Source organism: Vreelandella songnenensis (assembly GCF_003002925.1).
Classification (GTDB): Bacteria; Pseudomonadota; Gammaproteobacteria; order Pseudomonadales; family Halomonadaceae; genus Vreelandella; species Vreelandella songnenensis.
Map to the genome: position 1 here is coordinate 79,221 of NZ_PVTK01000005.1, position 17,421 is coordinate 96,641.

Consider the following 17,421-nt stretch of genomic DNA (forward strand, 5'->3'; position numbering starts at 1 on the left):
ATCAATCGCAGTCGTAAGTCACGCCGTTGGCGTCGGCGATGGTGCGCACCACGGACCAGTTTTCCTGGTAGGTGATGGGGATGAACTGCGCCTCGCCAGAGTTGGCGAACTCGGCTTCAAGCGGCGTGCCTTCCCAGTCGTAGTTGAAGAATGCGTCCTGAATCTTTTCGGCAAGTTCCGGGGTCAGGTTATGGGCCAGGCCGTACGCAGTGGTGGGGAAGGTTTCCGAGGTGTAGATGACCTCATAATCGCCCTCGTTCACCACGCCCCGAGCGATCATGCGCTTGGCCACCGAGTTGGCGATGGCCGCCGCGTCGTAGTCCTTGTTGACCACGCCCAGAATGGAGTTGTCGTGCGAGCCCGAGAAGGCCGTCTCGAAGTCTTCACCGGCTTCAAGGCCATACTCGGAGCGCAGCAGTGCCGAAGGCGCCCGGAAGCCGGAGTTCGAGGTTTCCGCCGTAAAGGCCATCTGGCGACCTTCCAGGTCTTCAACGCCTTCGATGCCGCTGCCCGGGTAGGTGATGATCTCCATCTCGTAGCCAAAGCTGCCGTCGTCGGCGGCCATCATGGCAAACGGGCGGAAGCCGCCGCAGTTGACGGCCACCGGCGTGCTCCCGGTGTTGAACCCGGCCACGTGCAGGCGCCCGGCGCGCAGAGCTTCAAGCTGCGCGGCGTTGGACTGCACGGGGAAGAACTGCACCCGCTTGCCGGTGGCCTCCTCAAGGTGGCTCAGAAAATCCGACCACACGTCGGCGTACACCGCCGGGTCTTCCACTGGCGTATAGGCAAATACCAGCGTATCCGGGTCTACCCACTGTGACTCATCGCTCGGCGCATCCGCCACCATATCGCCGTCGCTATCGGTATAGCGGGCGGACAGATCGGCCGATGCAGTGACGGCCGTCAGGGCAAAGGCGCTGGCAACGGCCGCGCTGAGAAGAGTACGGGGCACAGACAGAGTAGACATGGGTCACCTGAGGTGTTGTTCGAAGATAGCGCTATCCTGCCCACCGCATATGACAGGACGAAGACACTTCGGTGACCGCTTGGTGACGCCCGCAAGCGCTCAGGATGCCGCTACGCAGCAGCCTCGGCGCTCGACAAACAGGCTGTTGCCGGGAATCTTCTTGGCCTGATGCTTGAGCTCCGAAAGCTGCGCGGCGATATCCAGCGCCTTGCAGACAGCCGTATCCAGGACCGGCTTGACCGCAATGGAGACGCTGACGAAAGGGAAAAAGCTCGCCCTGCCCTGGCGGCCTTCGATGGTGATGCCACCCCGAGTGCGGTCGCTCTCATCATAAAACTCCGGCGCCATCCGCTCGAACGAGTGCAGTATCTGCCGGCATACGTGCTCCCAGTGGCCAAGGGGCAGCAGCATCATGAAGTCATCTCCGCCGATATGGCCGATAAAGCCCCCGGCGCTCTCCACCTGGGCCTGGAGCAGGCGCGACAGCGAAATGATCACATGATCCCCACGGGCGTAGCCGTAGGCATCGTTGAACGCCTTGAAGTTGTCCAGATCCACGTAGGCCGCGGCAAAGCCCTGACGGGCCGCCAGGTGCTGGGTCAGCGTCTCGTTGATGAGGATGTTGCCGGGAAGCCCGGTAAGCGGGTTGGCATGGCGTGCCTGGCGCACCTGAATGGCGGTGATCTCGCGCAGCAGATCGACAATGCTGCCCATGCCCAGGTAGTCGCCGCTGCCATCCACGATCACGAAATCCTCCTGCTCGATATCATGGCTGTCGGTGAGCTGCTGGCTGAGCAGTTCAAGCGGCATATCCGCATCGGCGATCAGCGGCCGGGAGTCTGCCACGTCCAGCACGCAGCGCTTGGCATACAGCGAGTGGCTGTAGGGATTGGTGAACAGGGTCAGAAACGCATTGCGGCGCACCACCGCGACCGGCTTTCCATTATCCACCACCGCTACGCAGCGCAGTGCCGGGCGGTGGCGAAAGCGCTCGGCCAGCATCGGGACAGAACAGTCCGGGGCGACGGCCTCCAGCGTGCGGAAGATGGAGCGCGCCGTGCGCCCAGCGGGGCTTGCCAGCTGGGCACTGGCGGCAGGCAGAAGCGTATGCAGCTGCAGCGGCGGCTCGGCACTTGGCCTGGCGAAGTAGAACCCCTGCAGCAAGGCAAGCCCGCGGTCGAGTTCCCACAGGCAGAGATGTTCGGCGGCGGTTTCCACGCCTTCGGCAATCAGCTGGCAGTCAAGGCTTCGCGCCACGTCCAGAATCGAGCGCAGAAACTCGCGCTTGGCCGGCTCCTGGTCGATGCCCGAGATGAAGTGGCGGTCCAGCTTGACGAAATCCGGGCGCAGCTCCGACCAGTGGCGCAGGCTCGAGTGCCCGGCCCCCAGATCATCCAGCGCTACCTGAAACCCCATGTCGCGGTAGTGATCCACGGCCTGGCGCATCAGCTCGTAGTCATGGATCGGCACATGCTCGGTCAGTTCGATCACTACCCGCTCCGGCGGCAGCCCGCTTTCGCGGATAAAGCCAAGCGTGATGCCTTCCCTGAAGTCGCGCTCGACGATGGTCAGCGGCATCACGTTGAGAAACAAAAGCCCCGGCAGCTCAAGCTCGGCAAAGCGGTGAATGGCCAGCCGCCGGCACAGGAGATCCAGCTCCACCAATAGCCCCGCCTGCATGGCCACATCGAAAAGGCGCAACGGTGAGTAAAGCGGCGAACCTTGCGGCCCGCGAATCAGCGCTTCGTAACCGTAAATGGCCTGCTGGCTGGCATCCACGATGGGCTGAAACAGCACGTGGAGATCTTCTGTAGCAATAATGCGGTCAAGCCAGTGCGCTTCTTCCTGTTGGGCGGTCATATACCTGCTGCCTTATCCAGCACCTGCCTTGCGGGCACTGAAAACGTCATGATGATTATTGGTAGAGACGGTCAATAAAGCCGGATTACCCCGCCGTGCAGCCAGCCTGGCTAGCTTGTCGGCTGTTTCAAAAGACTTTTCAGCGAGCTGGCACCGGCAGCAAGCGTGCGACATTCCCATGACACTTTAATGACGCTCAGGCGTCTGGCTTTCGGGCGTTTCCAGGTCAGTCGAAGGCGGAAACACAACGTCATCTCCACTGACATCCAGTTGACGGATATCTACCGGGCGGCCCTGCTCATCCAGCGTGACCAAGCCGATACCGCTGGCGTTCCAGAGCCGCTCACCGGCGCTTGCTCGGCTGGGGTCGCGCGGGTGAATGCTCATCTTGCGCCGCTTGGTCAACCAGTTGAGCGGCGACCAGGGCGCGTAGAGCCAGCGGTTGAGCCGGTCAAAGGTGTTGAGAAGCTGTACCGGAAAGGTGTTCTTGATACCGCTGGAAGTCACCTGCCACAGGTGCGGCGCCCGCTCCTGACGGCGCACGATGATGTCGTAGACAAACGAGTAGTGCACATCACCGGAGAGAATCACGTAGTTCCCGGGTGTCTTCGAGTGGCGCCAGATCTGCAGCAGCACGTTGGCCGCGCCCCGGTGGGCCATCCAGTTTTCGGCGTCCACCACCAGCGGCTTGCCCAGCACGGTGAAAAGCTTCTGCACGCCCTCGATCAGCTTGACGCCAAACATCGGCGCCGGTGAAACAATCACCGCACTCTTGCAGCCCAATAGCGCCTGCTGCATCTCCATCAACGCTTCCCAGTCCATCAACCCGGAAGGCCGCCTGGGGCTTCGCTCGCTGCGCCAACGCCGGGTGCGGGTATCCAGCACGATCAAGGCAGGCGTGCCCGGCACGTGAAACTCCCAGCCCTGAAAACGCAGCAGCCGCTCGATCAACGCGTCCTGCGCCTCCAACGGCAAATGCGTGGCGTCGGTGTGCAACAGTTCGGCCGCCTGGCCAAGCAGCGGCTCAAGCTTGTCCGGTGCATTGCCCCAACCCTGGCACAGCAGATAGGCGATCAGCGCATTGCCGATGATCCGCTTGGAAAACGGATGCCCGTAGGCGCAGCGTTCCCAGTCCGCGGTCAGGTTCCAGTCATCGGTAACGTCGTGATCGTCAAAGATCATCAGGCTCGGCAGGTTGGCCAGAAGCCTTGAACACTGGGGAAGCCCGGCCACGAAGTCATCTATCGCGCCCTGCTCCTGGCGGTAGGTGTCGGCATTCTCACGGCTGAGCGCGGGCATTACCGGGGCGATGATCTGCCAGGGCGTAGGCGACCACGCCAGGCAGTACATGGCGAGCATCTCCGCAAGTGTCATCAGGTGGTTGGAAGCGTTCGCCGAGGTGAACACCGGCTTCTTGACGCCGCCGAAGAACCGCTCCCGCAGGGCCACGTTGCTGGTTACATCCGGCAGCAGCGCTTCGCGGTGATAGTAACTCTGGGGCGAGATATACAGCGCCTGGCTGTCATTCACCGTGGCGCCTTCAAGCCGCTCATCGAAAAGCCCCAGACGCTCGATCAGCGCATGCACGGCGCGCAGCATGGGGCCGGCCACGTCGTCCACATACACCTGATCACCGGTCATCAATAGCCACGCCGGCCACTCTTCGGGCGCAGCCTGCCTCTCGGCCAGCCAATCGTCGGCGCGTACCAGGCCATCGGCACTTGGATGATGAGGCTTGCGGCAGGAGCCGTGCATCAGCCGGTGATGGCGCGAGGCCACCACGAAGGAGGGAAAGCGCTCACCCGGGTAACACAGCCAGGGCGCCCACACCGGTAGCGCCTGCCATTCGCCCTGAGTGGTCTGCACGCGCAGGTCGTACTCGATGCGCTCGTCTACGGGCAGTGCCCGGGGCAAGCGCAAATCGATCAGGTGAATAAACGCGCGTCGGCCGATGGGCAGGCACTGCTGATGGTCGTTCAGGCTGAAGCGCTGCTCATCCGCCGCGCCCGGGCGCAGTACCAGCGAGAGCGTCAGCGGCCGCGTGGCCACTAGCCACATCACCAGCCGGGTAGGGCTTATACGGCGCAGCAGCGGACCAACCAGTACATCGGGCAGCGCATCACTCATCAATCAGCTCTCCTTGGGCCTAGTTCACACTCTACCCAGCGTTTTACCCCGCGCCACCACCGGCAGCTCGATAACCACCTCAAGCCCCCCGATACTGGCGCGCTGCAGGCGCATCTGACCATGGTACAGCGTGACCAGATCCGCCACGATGGCCAGGCCCAAGCCACTCTGCGAGCGCTGCTCGTCCAGCCGGTTGCCGCGTCCGATGGCGGCCTGACACTCCTGTTCGGTCATCCCGGGACCGTCGTCGCTGACCGTCAGGCGAAGCGTTCGGTCAATCACCTGTACCTGCAAGGCCACTTCGCGCCGGGCCCAGCGCAGGGCGTTATCCAGCAGATTGCCCACCAGTTCCTGGATATCCTGAGTGTCGATATGCACGCGCGGCGTGGCTTCAAACGCGGTATCGAGGGTAATCTGGCGCCGCTGGGCCAGCCGGGCCAATCCGTTCAGCAGTGGCGCCAGGGTCTCGCGCAGCTCGATCGGCGCAAACCGTACCCCCTCCCCAGCGGCCGAGGCCCGCGCCAGGTGGTGGCGAACGGCGCTGTCCACCCGGGTAAGCTCGGTTTCCCAGGCGGCGCGGCTGGTCTCGGGCAGCTGGCGCACCAGCAGGCGCATGACGCTCAGCGGGGTCTTCAACGCGTGGGCCAGGTTGCCTGCGGTGTGCCGGCCCCGCTCGATCAGCCGCTGGTCGCGTGCCAGCACGGCGTTCATGGAGGCGGCCAGTGTCGCAAGCTCTTCAGGCAGGTCGGTGTCGAGCTGTTCGGTATCGCCGCGTTCCACTTCCTGTAGATTGGCCTTCATCCGCCGCAGCGGCGCCAGCCCCCAGCGCACCTGCAAGGCGAGTACCGCCAGCAGCAGTGCACCAAGCCCCAGCAGACCCAGCCACAGCAGGCGCTGAAACTCGCCTATATCGCGCTTCAGCTCATCGTTGCGGGCCGCCACGCTGACATGCAGCGGAGCTTCTAAAGGCGCGAGGTAGATGTCCTGTTCCATGACCCGCAGTAACTGCCCCCGAGGCCCGATGATGCTGCGCCCGCTGGCCTCTTCGCTGTCGGTGACCGGCAGGCGCTGGTCCCACAGCGAGCGCGACGTGGTGGTATGGCCCTGCTGGTCGGTAACCTGCCAATACCAGCCGGAAAACACCTGATCAAAGCGTGGGTCGCCCAGCGCCCCCTGGTAATCGAGCGCCTGGCGCATGGGATCAAACGCCACGCCGGCAATGATCACGTTGAGCGTGGCTTCAAGGCGCTCATCGAAGGCCTCGGTGGCGGCAGTGCGAAAGTGGTGCGAGAGCAGCACGCCTGCCACAGGCAGGGCAACGCCAATCATCAGCAGCACGGCCAGCAGCAGCCGCAGGCTGATCGAGCGGCCCGCCCAGCGTTTTCGCCATACGGGCAAGGCGCTCATTCGCCGCCCGGCTCATCGGCCAGCAGCCGGTAGCCCTGGCCTCTGAGCGTGGCAAACCGCCAGGCACCGAGCTTGCGGCGCAGTCGGCTGATCTGTACATCGATCACGTTGGAGTCGGGTTCGTGGTCGCGGTCGTAAACGTGTTCGGCAAGCTCGCTGCGGCTTACCACGCGAGGGGCGGCATGCATCAGATAGCTCAGCAGGCGGGTCTCCTGGGCAGTCAGGCCCACCGGCCGACCCGCCAGCGTCACGTGCTGAGTGTGAGTATCCAGGCTCAGCTCGCCTACCTTGAGCACCGGATGGGCGTGGCCGTGGCTGCGCCTCACCAGGGCGCGCAGGCGAAACAGCACCTCGGCGGATTCAAACGGCTTGGTGACGTAATCGTCGGCACCGGCGGTAAAGCCTGCGGCCTTGTCCGCCCAGCGCTCCCGGGCGGTGAGAATCAGCACTGGCAGATCGATGCCGTCATCACGCCAGGAGGCGAGCCAGCGGGTACCGTCGCCGTCGGGCAGGCCCACGTCCAGAATCAGCGTATCGTAGGTCTCGGTGCGAACCAGAAAATCGGCTTCCTGGCCATTTTCTGCATGCTCCACCAGCCAGTCACCGTCGCGCAGCGCCTGGCTGAGCTCCCGCGCCAGTGCCTGGTCATCCTCTACCAGCAAACACTTCATCGTCATACGCCTTAGGGGCGACGCATCTCGTTGATGCGCACCCCCTCAATGGACATTAACTGGCCGCTCTGGCCATCGAATTCAAACTCTACCACCTGGTTCTGCGGGCCAAGCAGCTTGATTTCATACTCGACGTAGCCGTTTTCGCGCTCTACCTCCACTTCAAGCACCTCGCCGATATAGTGTGCCTCGAGCCAGTCGAGAATGGTTTCAAGCGGCACCACGTCGCCGCGGCGCACCTCCGCGTGCAGCGCCTCCCAGTGCTGGTCGCCCAGCGCACCTGCAGATATCCCCGTGCCCAGTGAAACGGCCAGCGCCAGGAGCCCGGCGCCGATAAAACGTCGGGGCAGGCAACGGCCGAAACGGCCGGTAGAGGCAAGAGAATGCAGTGCGGCTTTCATGGTGTCAGCATGCCAAAGGCCACATGAACGTTAGATGAACGGCACGTTCAGTCTAGGGAAAGAACCCGAGTGCTATAACGTTCGTGTCGCATTCGCTGAATGCTGTTAAACAGATATTGTCTTGCTAAACCAAAGAAGGATTTTGCCATGAACGCCATGAAAAAAATGCTGATCATCCCCACTTCCGCTCTGCTGTTCGCCGCGGCGGTAGGTAGTGCCCAGGCCGACTCGCTGCCCATCGACCGCATCGACGACGTGCTGGGTCACGCATCCGCTTATGGTATCACCCAGTATGAAGAGATCAGCATCGATGGCCGCGGCCGTGCCGAAGTGGAAGGCTGGCTGGATGACGAGTGGTACGCCGATATCGAGTTCGCCATCGACAGCGGCGAAACGCTTCAGGAGCAGCGCGAGCGCCTGATCACCGGTGCCTGGGGCATGAGCGAAGACGATATCCGTCAGGCCCTGCAAGTCGCCCAGCAGGAAGGCATGACCGAGTTTGAAGATATCGACATCGACAAGAACGGCATCATCGATATCGAAGGCCGCGACGAAAGCGGCCGCGAGCTTGAGATCAGCGTACGCCAGGGCTCCACTGATGTGACCCAGATCGACCGCGACTAACCGTTTACTCTATAGCCTTGTACCCAGCGGGCTCCCTTCGGGGAGCCCGTTTTGGTTAAGCGCGTGCCTAGCGGCCATCCAGGCAGTTGCCCCGCGCCATGATGGCATCGGCGATACGCTCGATCCCCTGGCGGTAGGCAGCCTGACGATAGGTAATGCCCTCTTCTTCGGCGCGGCTCAACACGCGCCCGGCCTCTGTTTCCAGCAAGGCTTCCAGACGACGGTTCACCTCGTCCTCTTCCCAGGTTTCGCCCGCCCGGTTCTGCAGCCACTCGAAGTAGCTGACCACCACTCCGCCCGTATTGGCCAGCACATCCGGCAGCACTGAAACGTCCCGCTTGGCGAGGGCGTCGTCGGCCGCGCTGGTCAACGGGCCGTTGGCGATTTCCAGAATCGCGCTGGCCTGCACCTCGCCCACGTTCTCGCCGTGAATCTGATTTTCAAGCGCGGCCAGAGCCAGTACATCGACCTCCAGCGCCAGCAGCTCGGCGCCGCTGATGTGCTTGCCCGCGTCACTCTTGCTCAGCTTGCCGTGCTGGGTCTTGTCCTTGTGGGCGGTGGCAATGTCGATGCCGTCGGCGCAGTAGATCGCCCCGCTGGAGTCGGAAAGCGCCACCACCTTGTAGCCTCGCGCCTCGGCCAGGCGGGCGAAGTGATACGCCGCGTTGCCAAAGCCTTGCACCGCCACGCTCGTCTCTTCGGGCTTGCGCTCTTCACGCGCGGCCCACAGGTCCAGCACTTTCAGCGCCCCGCGCCCGGTAGCCGCAACCCGGCCTGGCGACCCGCCCAGCGGCAGCGGTTTACCGGTAATCGCCGCTGGCGCGTGGGTGCGTGTGATCTGCTCGTACTCATCGATCATCCAGCCCATGACGGTGGCGTCCGTATTGACATCCGGGGCGGGAATATCGCGATCCGGGCCCATCACATCGGCAATGGCGCGAATATAGCCGCGGGCCAGGCGCTCGCGCTCAAGCGCCGAAAGCGCTTTGGCATCCACCTGTACGCCGCCCTTGCCGCCGCCGTAAGGCAGGCCCGCCACGGCGCACTTGACCGCCATCCAGAAACTCAGGGTGGTGACTTCGTGCTGATTGACGTCCGGATGAAAGCGCACGCCGCCCTTGGCCGGGCCAAGGCTGGTATCGTACTGCACCCGCCAGGCCGGAAACGCCTTCAAGCTGCCGTCATCCATACGCACCGGCACGCTGACCTGGAGCGACAGGCTCGGCTGCATCAAACGCGCCCGCGCGTCCGGGTGGATCTCCAGCGCGGTAAACACGTCCTCAAGGCGCGAGCGCGCATCTTCAAACAGCGCCGCCCCGGTCTCCGGCGTCAGAGCCTGCGGGGCCGACTGCTGCGCCTGGGGCTTTTCTGACCGCGGCGCTTTTGGCTGGGATTTTTTATTCGCTGCTTTGGCTTTCCTGGATTTGGACTTACCCATTCAACACGCTCCTTTCCTTGGCTAGTGCGGGTTATCGCGTTAATGTCGCTCTTCAGCAAAGCGTAGCAGCTCGGCGGTAATTAGGGCGGCGCGCTGCCCCCATGTAGTGCCCAGGAGATCGCGTTGCCTACTCCCCCGCTTGCCGAAGGCGTAAGCCCCGCGCTTTATACGCCGCCCGACCGCCACGCGTCGGCACTGCTGCGCGATATTGCCTGGCTTGCGCACACGCCCGACCTGGTGGAACTGGCCCCACCCATTCCCTGCGCGGGGCGGCCCACGCTTTTTGAACTGGGCTTTGCAGAACACCCCCTTGAGCAGTGGCTGTTGACGCTTTCCAAGGCGTCGCTTGCCGGCGCCCACGACCCGCGGGCCACGCGTCTGGGCCACTATCATGAGCGGCTGTGGCATATCATGCTGGGTAACGCCCCCGGCACGCGCCTGCTTGCCCGTAACGTGCGCATCGCCCATCGGCGCAACACCCTGGGCGAGCTGGACATGCTCTACCGCACCCGCGCCAATCCGACGCCGGTGCACCTGGAAGTGGCGATCAAGTTCTATCTCGGTTTGCCGGAAGGCCCCGGGGATGCCAGAAGCCAGAGCCGCTGGATCGGCCCCGGCGGGCTCGATAGCCTGGCGCTGAAAGCAAGTCACTTGCACCGTCATCAGTTGCCGCTTTCCGCCACGCCCCTGGCGCTTGCCACGCTCGCCCACTGGCTGAATCCCCGGGATACTCAAAACCCGCTGGATCAAGAAGTCACGCTGAGCCAACGCCTCGCCATGCCCGGCGTGCTGTTCTACCCCTGGCACACGCCGCTGCCGGCACCTTGCGGCGCCACTGCCGAGCATCGCCGCGGCCGGTGGTGCTTTCTGCGCGACTGGCCCGCCCTGGCACAAAGCCTGGCCACCCCGTTTACCCTGGCGTGGCTGCAAAAGCCCCACTGGCTGGCCCCGCCCGGCCAGCACGCCTTTCGCTTGCCCCGCGTGGTGATGCCCGCCATTCAGCAGCAGATTGCCCAGCGCGGGCCGCAGCAGGTCATGCTTTACCTGCCCGAGCAGCAGCGCTTCGAGCGCGTGTTTATCGTGCCGGATGACTGGCCCCGCCAGGTGCCACTGCCGCCCGCCCAAAAGGGGTGAACAAAAAACGCCGCTTACCTGAAAAGATAAGCGGCGTTTTCTTAGGCCGTTACACGATGTTATATAACGGCAAGACGCTATATGACGACCAGATTATCGCGGTGAATCAGCTCGTGGGCCTCGACATAGCCCAGAATCGCTTCGATCTGGTGGCTGGGCTGACCGGCCAGCAGGCGCGCTTCATCCACGCCATAGTTGGCCAGCCCCTTGGCCACCGGCGTGCCCTGTTCATCCACGCACACCACCATATCGCCGCGCTTGAACTCGCCCTTGACGCCGCGCACGCCTACCGGCAGCAGGCTGGAGCCGCGCTCCCGCAGCACCTTGACCGCACCGGCATCCACCACCAGCGTGCCGCGCACCTGAAGCTGGCCCGCCAGCCAGCGCTTGCGCGCCGCCATGGGTGCCTGCTCCGGATGCAGCAGCGTACCCAGGGCCTCGCCGGCCATGATGCGGTTGATCACCTCCGGCTGGCGGCCGCTGGCAATGATCGTCACCGCACCGGAACGCGCCGCCAGCTTGGCCGCACGCACCTTGGTGCTCATGCCGCCCCGCCCAAGCGCCCCGCCACTGCCCGCCACTGCGGCCAGGCGCGGGTCATCGGCGCGCCCTTCGCCAATCATCTGGGCGTCAGGATTGTGGCGCGGGTCGGCGTCGAACAGGCCTTCCTGATCGGTGAGCAGCAAGAGCGCATCGGCTTCCAGCAGATTGGCCACCAGGGCACCTAGCGTGTCGTTGTCGCCAAAACGGATCTCGTCGGTGACCACGGTGTCGTTTTCGTTGATCACCGGAACCACACGCATCTCGACCAGGGTGCGCAGCGCGGACAGCGCATTGAGGTAGCGTTTGCGGTTGGAAAGGTCATCGTGGGTGAGCAGGATCTGTGCGGTCAGCATGGCGTGGCGGGCAAAATGCTGCTCGTAGCACTGGGTCAGACCGTTCTGGCCTACCGCTGCGGCGGCCTGAAGCTCATGCACGGCGCTCGGGCGGGCCTGCCAGCCCAGGCGCACCATGCCCGCCGCCACGGCGCCGGAGGAGACCAGCACCACTTCCACGCCCTGCTGGTGCAGCTTGGCGACCTGATCGACCCAGCCGCCAATGGCAGCCTCGTCCAGGCCGCGGCCATCATTGGTCAACAGCGCGCTGCCAATCTTGACCACGATACGCCGGGCGCGGCTCAGGGCCGCGCGGCCCAACCCCTGCTCATGACTCTCCATCCGCTTCTACCTTTCAAGGCACGTTTTTTTAAGTACGCCGTCAAGCAGCCAATTGATCACGGCGCGTATTCGACTTCCACATCGTAATCATCGTCATCAAAGTCGTCATCGCCTTCATCATCGGCCTTCTTGCGCCGGCGGCCAAGGCGCTCTTCGATACGCGCAACGGACTCTTCTTCCATGCGCCGGCGCATTTCCTGCTCGCGGGCATTGGCTTCTTCGTCCTCGTTCTCAAGCCGGCGCTGCTCGGTCAGCCAGCGGTAGGCCGCCTGAACCAGCTTGTCGGTGCCTTCGCTGGAGATCGCCGAGATGCGGAACACCGGGCCATCCCAGTTGAGCGCCGCGATGATCGCCTCGGCCCGCGCTTCGCGCTCCTCTTCCGGCAGCAGGTCGAACTTGTTCAGTACCAGCCAGCGCGGGCGCTCGGAGAGCGCGGGCGAGAATTGGCCCAGCTCATGCACGATTGCCTGGGCGGCTTCCACCGGGTCGGACTCATCAAAGGGCGCCACATCGACCACGTGAAACAGCAGCCGCGTGCGAGTCAGGTGCTTGAGAAAGCGCAGCCCCAGCCCTGCGCCATCCGAGGCGCCTTCAATCAGCCCCGGCACGTCGGCCATCACGAAGTGCTCGTGCATGCCCAGCTTCACGACACCCAGGTTAGGTACCAGCGTGGTGAACGGATAGTTGGCCACCTTGGGCTTGGCCGCAGATACCGAGCGGATCAGCGTGGATTTACCCGCATTGGGCATGCCCAGAAGACCCACGTCGGCCATCACCTTCATTTCCAGGCGCAGGTTGCGCCGGTCGCCTTCGGTACCCGGCGTGGTGCGCCGCGGCGCGCGGTTGGTCGAGGACTTGAAGTGGATGTTGCCCAATCCACGGCGTCCACCTTCTGCCACCAGCACGACCTGGCCGATTTCGGTAACGTCAGCAATGACTTCCAGCGTATCGACATCCACCACGGTAGTACCGACCGGCACCTTGACGTGCAAGTCAGCGCCGGCCTTGCCGCTCATCTGACGGCCCATGCCGCCCTGGCCGTTTTCAGCCTTGTAGAAACGCTGGAACTTGAAATCCACCAGCGTGTTCAGCGCATCGTCACCAATCAGGTAGACGCTGCCGCCGTGACCGCCGTCGCCCCCATCGGGGCCGCCCTTCGGGACATATTTCTCGCGGCGAAAGCTCAGACAGCCATTGCCGCCTTTTCCCGCCTCAACAATAATCGAGGCTTCATCGACGAACTGCATTGGATTCTCCCGGCCGCTTCCGCCGCCCTGATATGCAAAACCCTGCCCAATACGGGCGAACGGGTTCAAACAGACAAAAAAGCCCCGCCATAGCGGGGCTTTTCTTTCATCAACTACGTCCTGCGCAACGACGTTGCTTAGGCAGAAACGATGCTGACGAATTTACGGTTTTTCGGACCTTTGGTCTCGAACTTCACAACGCCTTCGTTCAGAGCGAACAGCGTGTGATCACGACCCAGGCCAACACCGGTGCCGGCGTGGAAGCGCGTGCCGCGCTGACGAACGATGATGCTGCCAGCGTTTGCTGCCTGGCCACCGAACAGTTTCACACCCAGGCGTTTGGATTCGGAATCGCGACCGTTACGCGTGGAGCCTGCTGCCTTTTTATGTGCCATTGCAAAATCCTCCTCTGAGGGAATTTAACCGCTTAAGCGGAAATTCCGGTAATTTTGACTTCAGTGAACCACTGACGATGGCCCTGACGCTTCATGCTGTGCTTACGACGACGGAATTTGATGATCGTCACCTTGTCACCGCGGCCGTGAGAAACGATTTCCGCGGAAACCTTGGCACCGCTGATCAGCGGAGCACCAATGTTGAAGTCGTCGCCATCTGCTACCAGCAGCACTTCGTCAAACTCGATCGTTTCGCCAGTGGCGACTTCGATTTTCTCGAGCTTGAGCGTTTGACCTTCTTGAACGCGGTACTGTTTGCCACCGCTTTTAATAACTGCGTACATGTCGCTCTCCGGACTTGTCGTTAATGCCGCTTTCGGCAGCGCTCATCGCCTTACGCTCTTATCGACCTGCTGCGAGTGGCGCCCCTTTTGGCAGCCATCTGACAGGGAGCATGATGAGTGGGTCGCGGATTATAACGACATTCACCCTCTATCACAAGATCTATCACGAGAGTACCGGCCATTGTCAATTGCCGATTTGCCCATACGCCCGGTCCCGGCCCCAACGCGCCTTGACGCCTTACCGGCAGCCCCATAGCATGACCTCAACTTACGGGGCACGCCCCTTCACCTGCCGCGATGAACGGAACCCATGACTGCCAACGTCTCCCCAACCCCGACTGCCAGCCCAACGCCTTCACCGCTGCACGCCGTGGTGGCAGATGACTTTGACGCCGTCAACCGGACGATTGTTGAGCAGCTCACCTCGAAAGTCCCGCTCGTCGAGACCATCAGCCAGTACATCATCGAAAGCGGCGGCAAGCGCCTGCGCCCGCTGTTAGTACTGCTGGCAGCCCGCTCGCTTGACTACCCCGGCGACAAGCACATTACGCTTGCCACACTGATCGAGTTCATGCACACCTCGACATTGTTGCACGACGACGTGGTCGATGAATCGCACCTGCGTCGTGGCAAGAAAACCGCCAACGACGCCTGGGGCAACGCGCCTTCGGTACTGGTCGGCGATTTTCTCTACTCGCGCTCGTTCCAGCTGATGGTGGATGTCGGCTCGATGGAGATCATGGCGATTCTTTCCAGTGCCACCTGCACCATTGCTGAAGGCGAAGTGCTGCAGCTGACCAATATCGGCAACCCGAGCATTTCCGAGGCGGACTACTTCGAGACCATTCAGGGCAAGACCGCCATGCTGTTCGAAGCCGCCACCCACAGCGGCGCGGTACTGGCAGATGCAACGCCCGCACAGGCCGAAGCGCTCAAGCTTTACGGCCGCTACCTGGGCCTGGCTTTCCAACTGATCGATGACCTTCTCGATTATCAGGGCGATGCCGATGCCATGGGCAAGAACGTCGGCGATGACCTGGCCGAAGGCAAGCCTACGCTGCCGCTGATTCACGCCATGGAGCAGGGCACGCCGGAGCAGGCCAAGCTGATTCGCCAGGTAATCCGCAAAGGCGGCCTGGAGCAGCTCGATGAGGTGCTGGCCATCGTTCACGAAACCGGCGCCCTTGAGTACACCCGCAAACGCGCCGATGAAATGGCCGATCTGGCACTTGCCCAGCTGGAGCTGCTGCCGCCCACCGCCTACCGCGACAGCATGGCCCAGCTCGCCCGCATGGCCGTTGATCGTCAGGCATAAATTTCATGTACAGGCGGTGCAGGGGCTTGAAAAATCCTGCCCGCCTGTGTAAGATTCAGCCCCGTTGTAGAGCACGTCTCGCAACTTTCGGAATATAGCTCAGCTTGGTAGAGCGCTGCCTTCGGGAGGCAGAGGTCGTAGGTTCGAATCCTGCTATTCCGACCAAGAACATCAATAAAAACGGCCACTTAGCTAAAATAGCAAGTGGCCGTTTTTATTAGTAACGGTTCTAGGTTCTAAATAGGTTCCAAGATGAATCATGCAGACTTCTTCTCAGCGTGGGGCGCTCGTAGATAAGCCAGCCTACCATGCTATCTCGTTCAGCCTGCTAAAGACTGATGGGGCTACAAGACTAGTACAGAGAGATCTTCTATCCTGCTTGGCACCTCAAGTTTTATCAGTTGTAATTCGATAAGTTACTTACATTACGGGATTAACTGTCAAATTAAAGAACATAGGGATATTTTAGGCATTGAAATAATCCTTCCTATCTATAATTACCTCAAACCGACCAAACTATTAAACCATTGCTATCGTTAGATGTTGCTTTCCTAATTACATCCATATCAAAAAAACCATAAGAGTACCTAGCCACAACCTTAACAACTATGCAGACCTCAATAGAAAACTTGTTAAAAAAGATATTAGGCTTTAAAGCGATGTTAGCAGATCCCTCATGAGCAACACTAGGATAGACTATACCATCAAGACTAGGATAACGGCCTTTTAGAAGTTTATATAAAATTCTAGAATATAAATAATTACTTATACTTGCGTTTTTATCTCTGAATATCTCAGAGGCCAGCGCATCCATATAAACAAAACTTTTCATAACCCGAGGCGGCATATCATTGATTACTTTTTTAACATCCTTAGTGATCGAATAATTAAAAAGTGCATTGCCATGATAAGCATTAACTATCTCGCCAACCATTAGCAAGCTCGGATTGCTTAATTCGCTTATCCCAATCATATGCACAAAATCGCCAGGCTGCGCCTCGATTTCTGATAAAGCAGTATTGGCAGCACCCGAGAGATAGAGCATGGGATCATTTGCTTCATTCATCCGCCCAGGTCTAACTAAGTCAGCTGGTGGAGCTAATAACTCGTGAACAAAGCTAAAGCCATCTTTGTTTGAGCATTTTCTGGCTCGCCAATGAAGCTGATTATAAGAAAGAGAGGTATTAATTGGCTCATAAAAACTTAGGAACCATTTCAGTTTTTCCTCTACAAACTGCGGATCACTGCTATTAAACAATTCCTGCCTAAATTTTTCTAAAAAATCAACATCAACTAATTTTAATGTATTCGTTTCTTTATCGTACATACATTACACCTTTTGCAAAAAAAAGCTTGAAACTTTAAAAAACCAATAATTTTCCATAAATTTACCATTGATCTACGATAACTCAATACATGCATAACTCCGCATGAAAACGCATAAAAATATTACCCCTTATAACCACCCTTCCGCCCAGCAACGGCGCGGCCCGAGTGCCTGCCGCAAAACTGCATAAAAACCACTACATTTAGCGCGCGGGCGGGGCGGGGTGACGATGGCGCGGCGTGGTAAAGCTTTTAGCTCGCCTGGTGCTCATCTACTATTCTCTTTAACTCTTGAACATGCGACTCCAAAGAAGCACTCTTAGTCGTCATTACTGTGATATAGATACCACAAGCCCCAGTGCTGATAAGTGCAGGGCCTAATGTTCCAAAGAAAAAAGTCAAAAATAAGAGAGCTTCTTTTGAATCGTGAAAGTCACTGAGTGAGGCTTTAATCCACAGCACGACCACTTCGGCTACAGCAAAAAAACCTGTGAATAGCAGAAACGCGGATGCAAAAAACAGGACAGGAGTTGAGAAAACTGAAAAAGCTTTCCAGGTTTTTGGATGCTTAAAACCCCACTTTTCTTTAATTGAATGGTTTGCATGATTCCATTGAATCAGCGCCGGGCTTGATTTGCCGAAAACTTCCCAAGCATTCATTGGTCCCCATGACACCTGAGCAAGGTCATCTATAAGCTTTGCAGAGGCTCTTTTTTTATAGCAGCGCCAGTAAGCCACCTCTAGACCAAATTGTGATGGTCGGTGATTGGGGTCAAAGAGATATTTATCATAAGCATCCTCTAAATGCTTATAATCCTTCGCTTTAACTGGCAATGATACTCCTGGGAGGCTAAGTGTAATCATTTGTCTTTTCCTGCATTTATCGAAAAACAAGCCGCCCCTTACGGAGCGGCTTAGCATGGGTAGTTGGCTAGAGATTTACAGGTT

General features: G+C 60.2%; 16 protein-coding genes and 1 tRNA gene. 4 read left to right on the forward strand and 13 right to left on the reverse strand.

What is annotated here, in order from left to right:
* Window position 1: 1 nt before the first annotated feature.
* From phnD to B0H98_RS09800, 6 genes are all read right to left on the reverse strand, one after another.
* The gene (gene phnD, locus B0H98_RS09775) at window positions 2-967 is read right to left on the reverse strand and encodes a phosphate/phosphite/phosphonate ABC transporter substrate-binding protein (RefSeq protein WP_106374885.1); all 966 of its coding nucleotides are present in this window, start codon (window positions 965-967) and stop codon (window positions 2-4) included.
* Window positions 968-1,066: 99 nt separating this feature from the next.
* Window positions 1,067-2,827 carry a bifunctional diguanylate cyclase/phosphodiesterase gene (locus B0H98_RS09780; RefSeq protein WP_106374886.1) on the reverse strand — a complete coding sequence of 587 codons (1,761 nt, stop codon included), beginning with the start codon at window positions 2,825-2,827 and terminating at the stop codon, window positions 1,067-1,069.
* Window positions 2,828-3,013: 186 nt separating this feature from the next.
* Window positions 3,014-4,954, reverse strand: coding sequence for an alkaline phosphatase D family protein (locus B0H98_RS09785; protein ID WP_106374887.1), 1,941 nt, complete (start codon window positions 4,952-4,954; stop codon window positions 3,014-3,016).
* A gap of 24 nt (window positions 4,955-4,978) precedes the next feature.
* Entirely contained in the window at window positions 4,979-6,361 is a 1,383-nt protein-coding gene (locus B0H98_RS09790) for a sensor histidine kinase (protein WP_106374888.1), read from the reverse strand.
* A complete protein-coding gene (locus B0H98_RS09795; RefSeq protein ID WP_106374889.1) occupies window positions 6,358-7,032 on the reverse strand; it encodes a winged helix-turn-helix domain-containing protein in 675 nt (224 codons plus the stop codon). The genes B0H98_RS09790 and B0H98_RS09795 overlap by 4 nt, the downstream gene beginning before the upstream one ends.
* 11 nt (window positions 7,033-7,043) lie before the next feature.
* On the reverse strand, window positions 7,044-7,433 hold the full coding sequence (locus B0H98_RS09800) for a PepSY domain-containing protein (protein ID WP_244183068.1): 390 nt from the start codon (window positions 7,431-7,433) through the stop codon (window positions 7,044-7,046).
* Window positions 7,434-7,580: 147 nt separating this feature from the next.
* Between B0H98_RS09800 and B0H98_RS09805 the strand changes: the two genes are divergently transcribed.
* On the forward strand, window positions 7,581-8,057 hold the full coding sequence (locus tag B0H98_RS09805) for a PepSY domain-containing protein (RefSeq protein WP_106374890.1): 477 nt from the start codon (window positions 7,581-7,583) through the stop codon (window positions 8,055-8,057).
* A 67-nt stretch (window positions 8,058-8,124) separates the two neighbouring features.
* On the opposite strand, the gene B0H98_RS09810 is transcribed toward B0H98_RS09805, so the two are convergent.
* Window positions 8,125-9,495 carry a Glu/Leu/Phe/Val family dehydrogenase gene (locus tag B0H98_RS09810; RefSeq protein ID WP_106374891.1) on the reverse strand — a complete coding sequence of 457 codons (1,371 nt, stop codon included), beginning with the start codon at window positions 9,493-9,495 and terminating at the stop codon, window positions 8,125-8,127.
* A 123-nt stretch (window positions 9,496-9,618) separates the two neighbouring features.
* Between B0H98_RS09810 and B0H98_RS09815 the strand changes: the two genes are divergently transcribed.
* Window positions 9,619-10,629, forward strand: coding sequence for a DUF1853 family protein (locus B0H98_RS09815; RefSeq protein ID WP_167392665.1), 1,011 nt, complete (start codon window positions 9,619-9,621; stop codon window positions 10,627-10,629).
* Window positions 10,630-10,706: 77 nt separating this feature from the next.
* On the opposite strand, the gene proB is transcribed toward B0H98_RS09815, so the two are convergent.
* The 4 genes from proB to rplU form a co-directional block, all read right to left on the reverse strand.
* Window positions 10,707-11,846 carry a glutamate 5-kinase gene (gene proB / locus B0H98_RS09820; protein ID WP_106374893.1) on the reverse strand — a complete coding sequence of 380 codons (1,140 nt, stop codon included), beginning with the start codon at window positions 11,844-11,846 and terminating at the stop codon, window positions 10,707-10,709.
* Between the two features lie 56 nt (window positions 11,847-11,902).
* Window positions 11,903-13,093 carry a GTPase ObgE gene (gene obgE / locus B0H98_RS09825; protein ID WP_106374894.1) on the reverse strand — a complete coding sequence of 397 codons (1,191 nt, stop codon included), beginning with the start codon at window positions 13,091-13,093 and terminating at the stop codon, window positions 11,903-11,905.
* 137 nt (window positions 13,094-13,230) lie between these two features.
* The gene (gene rpmA / locus B0H98_RS09830) at window positions 13,231-13,488 is read right to left on the reverse strand and encodes a 50S ribosomal protein L27 (protein ID WP_106374895.1); all 258 of its coding nucleotides are present in this window, start codon (window positions 13,486-13,488) and stop codon (window positions 13,231-13,233) included.
* 32 nt (window positions 13,489-13,520) lie between these two features.
* A complete protein-coding gene (gene rplU, locus B0H98_RS09835) occupies window positions 13,521-13,832 on the reverse strand; it encodes a 50S ribosomal protein L21 (protein ID WP_106374896.1) in 312 nt (103 codons plus the stop codon).
* A gap of 310 nt (window positions 13,833-14,142) precedes the next feature.
* On the opposite strand from rplU, the gene ispB reads away from it, so the two are divergent.
* Entirely contained in the window at window positions 14,143-15,147 is a 1,005-nt protein-coding gene (ispB, locus tag B0H98_RS09840) for an octaprenyl diphosphate synthase (protein ID WP_106374897.1), read from the forward strand.
* An 88-nt stretch (window positions 15,148-15,235) separates the two neighbouring features.
* Window positions 15,236-15,312: transfer RNA gene (locus B0H98_RS09845), tRNA-Pro, on the forward strand.
* Window positions 15,313-15,649: 337 nt separating this feature from the next.
* Here B0H98_RS09845 and B0H98_RS09850 read toward each other — a convergent pair.
* On the reverse strand, window positions 15,650-16,474 hold the full coding sequence (locus B0H98_RS09850; RefSeq protein WP_106374898.1) for an RES domain-containing protein: 825 nt from the start codon (window positions 16,472-16,474) through the stop codon (window positions 15,650-15,652).
* 251 nt (window positions 16,475-16,725) lie between these two features.
* Window positions 16,726-17,337, reverse strand: a complete 612-nt coding sequence (locus B0H98_RS09855) for a hypothetical protein (RefSeq protein ID WP_106374899.1) — start codon at window positions 17,335-17,337, stop codon at window positions 16,726-16,728.
* Window positions 17,338-17,421: the final 84 nt, after the last annotated feature.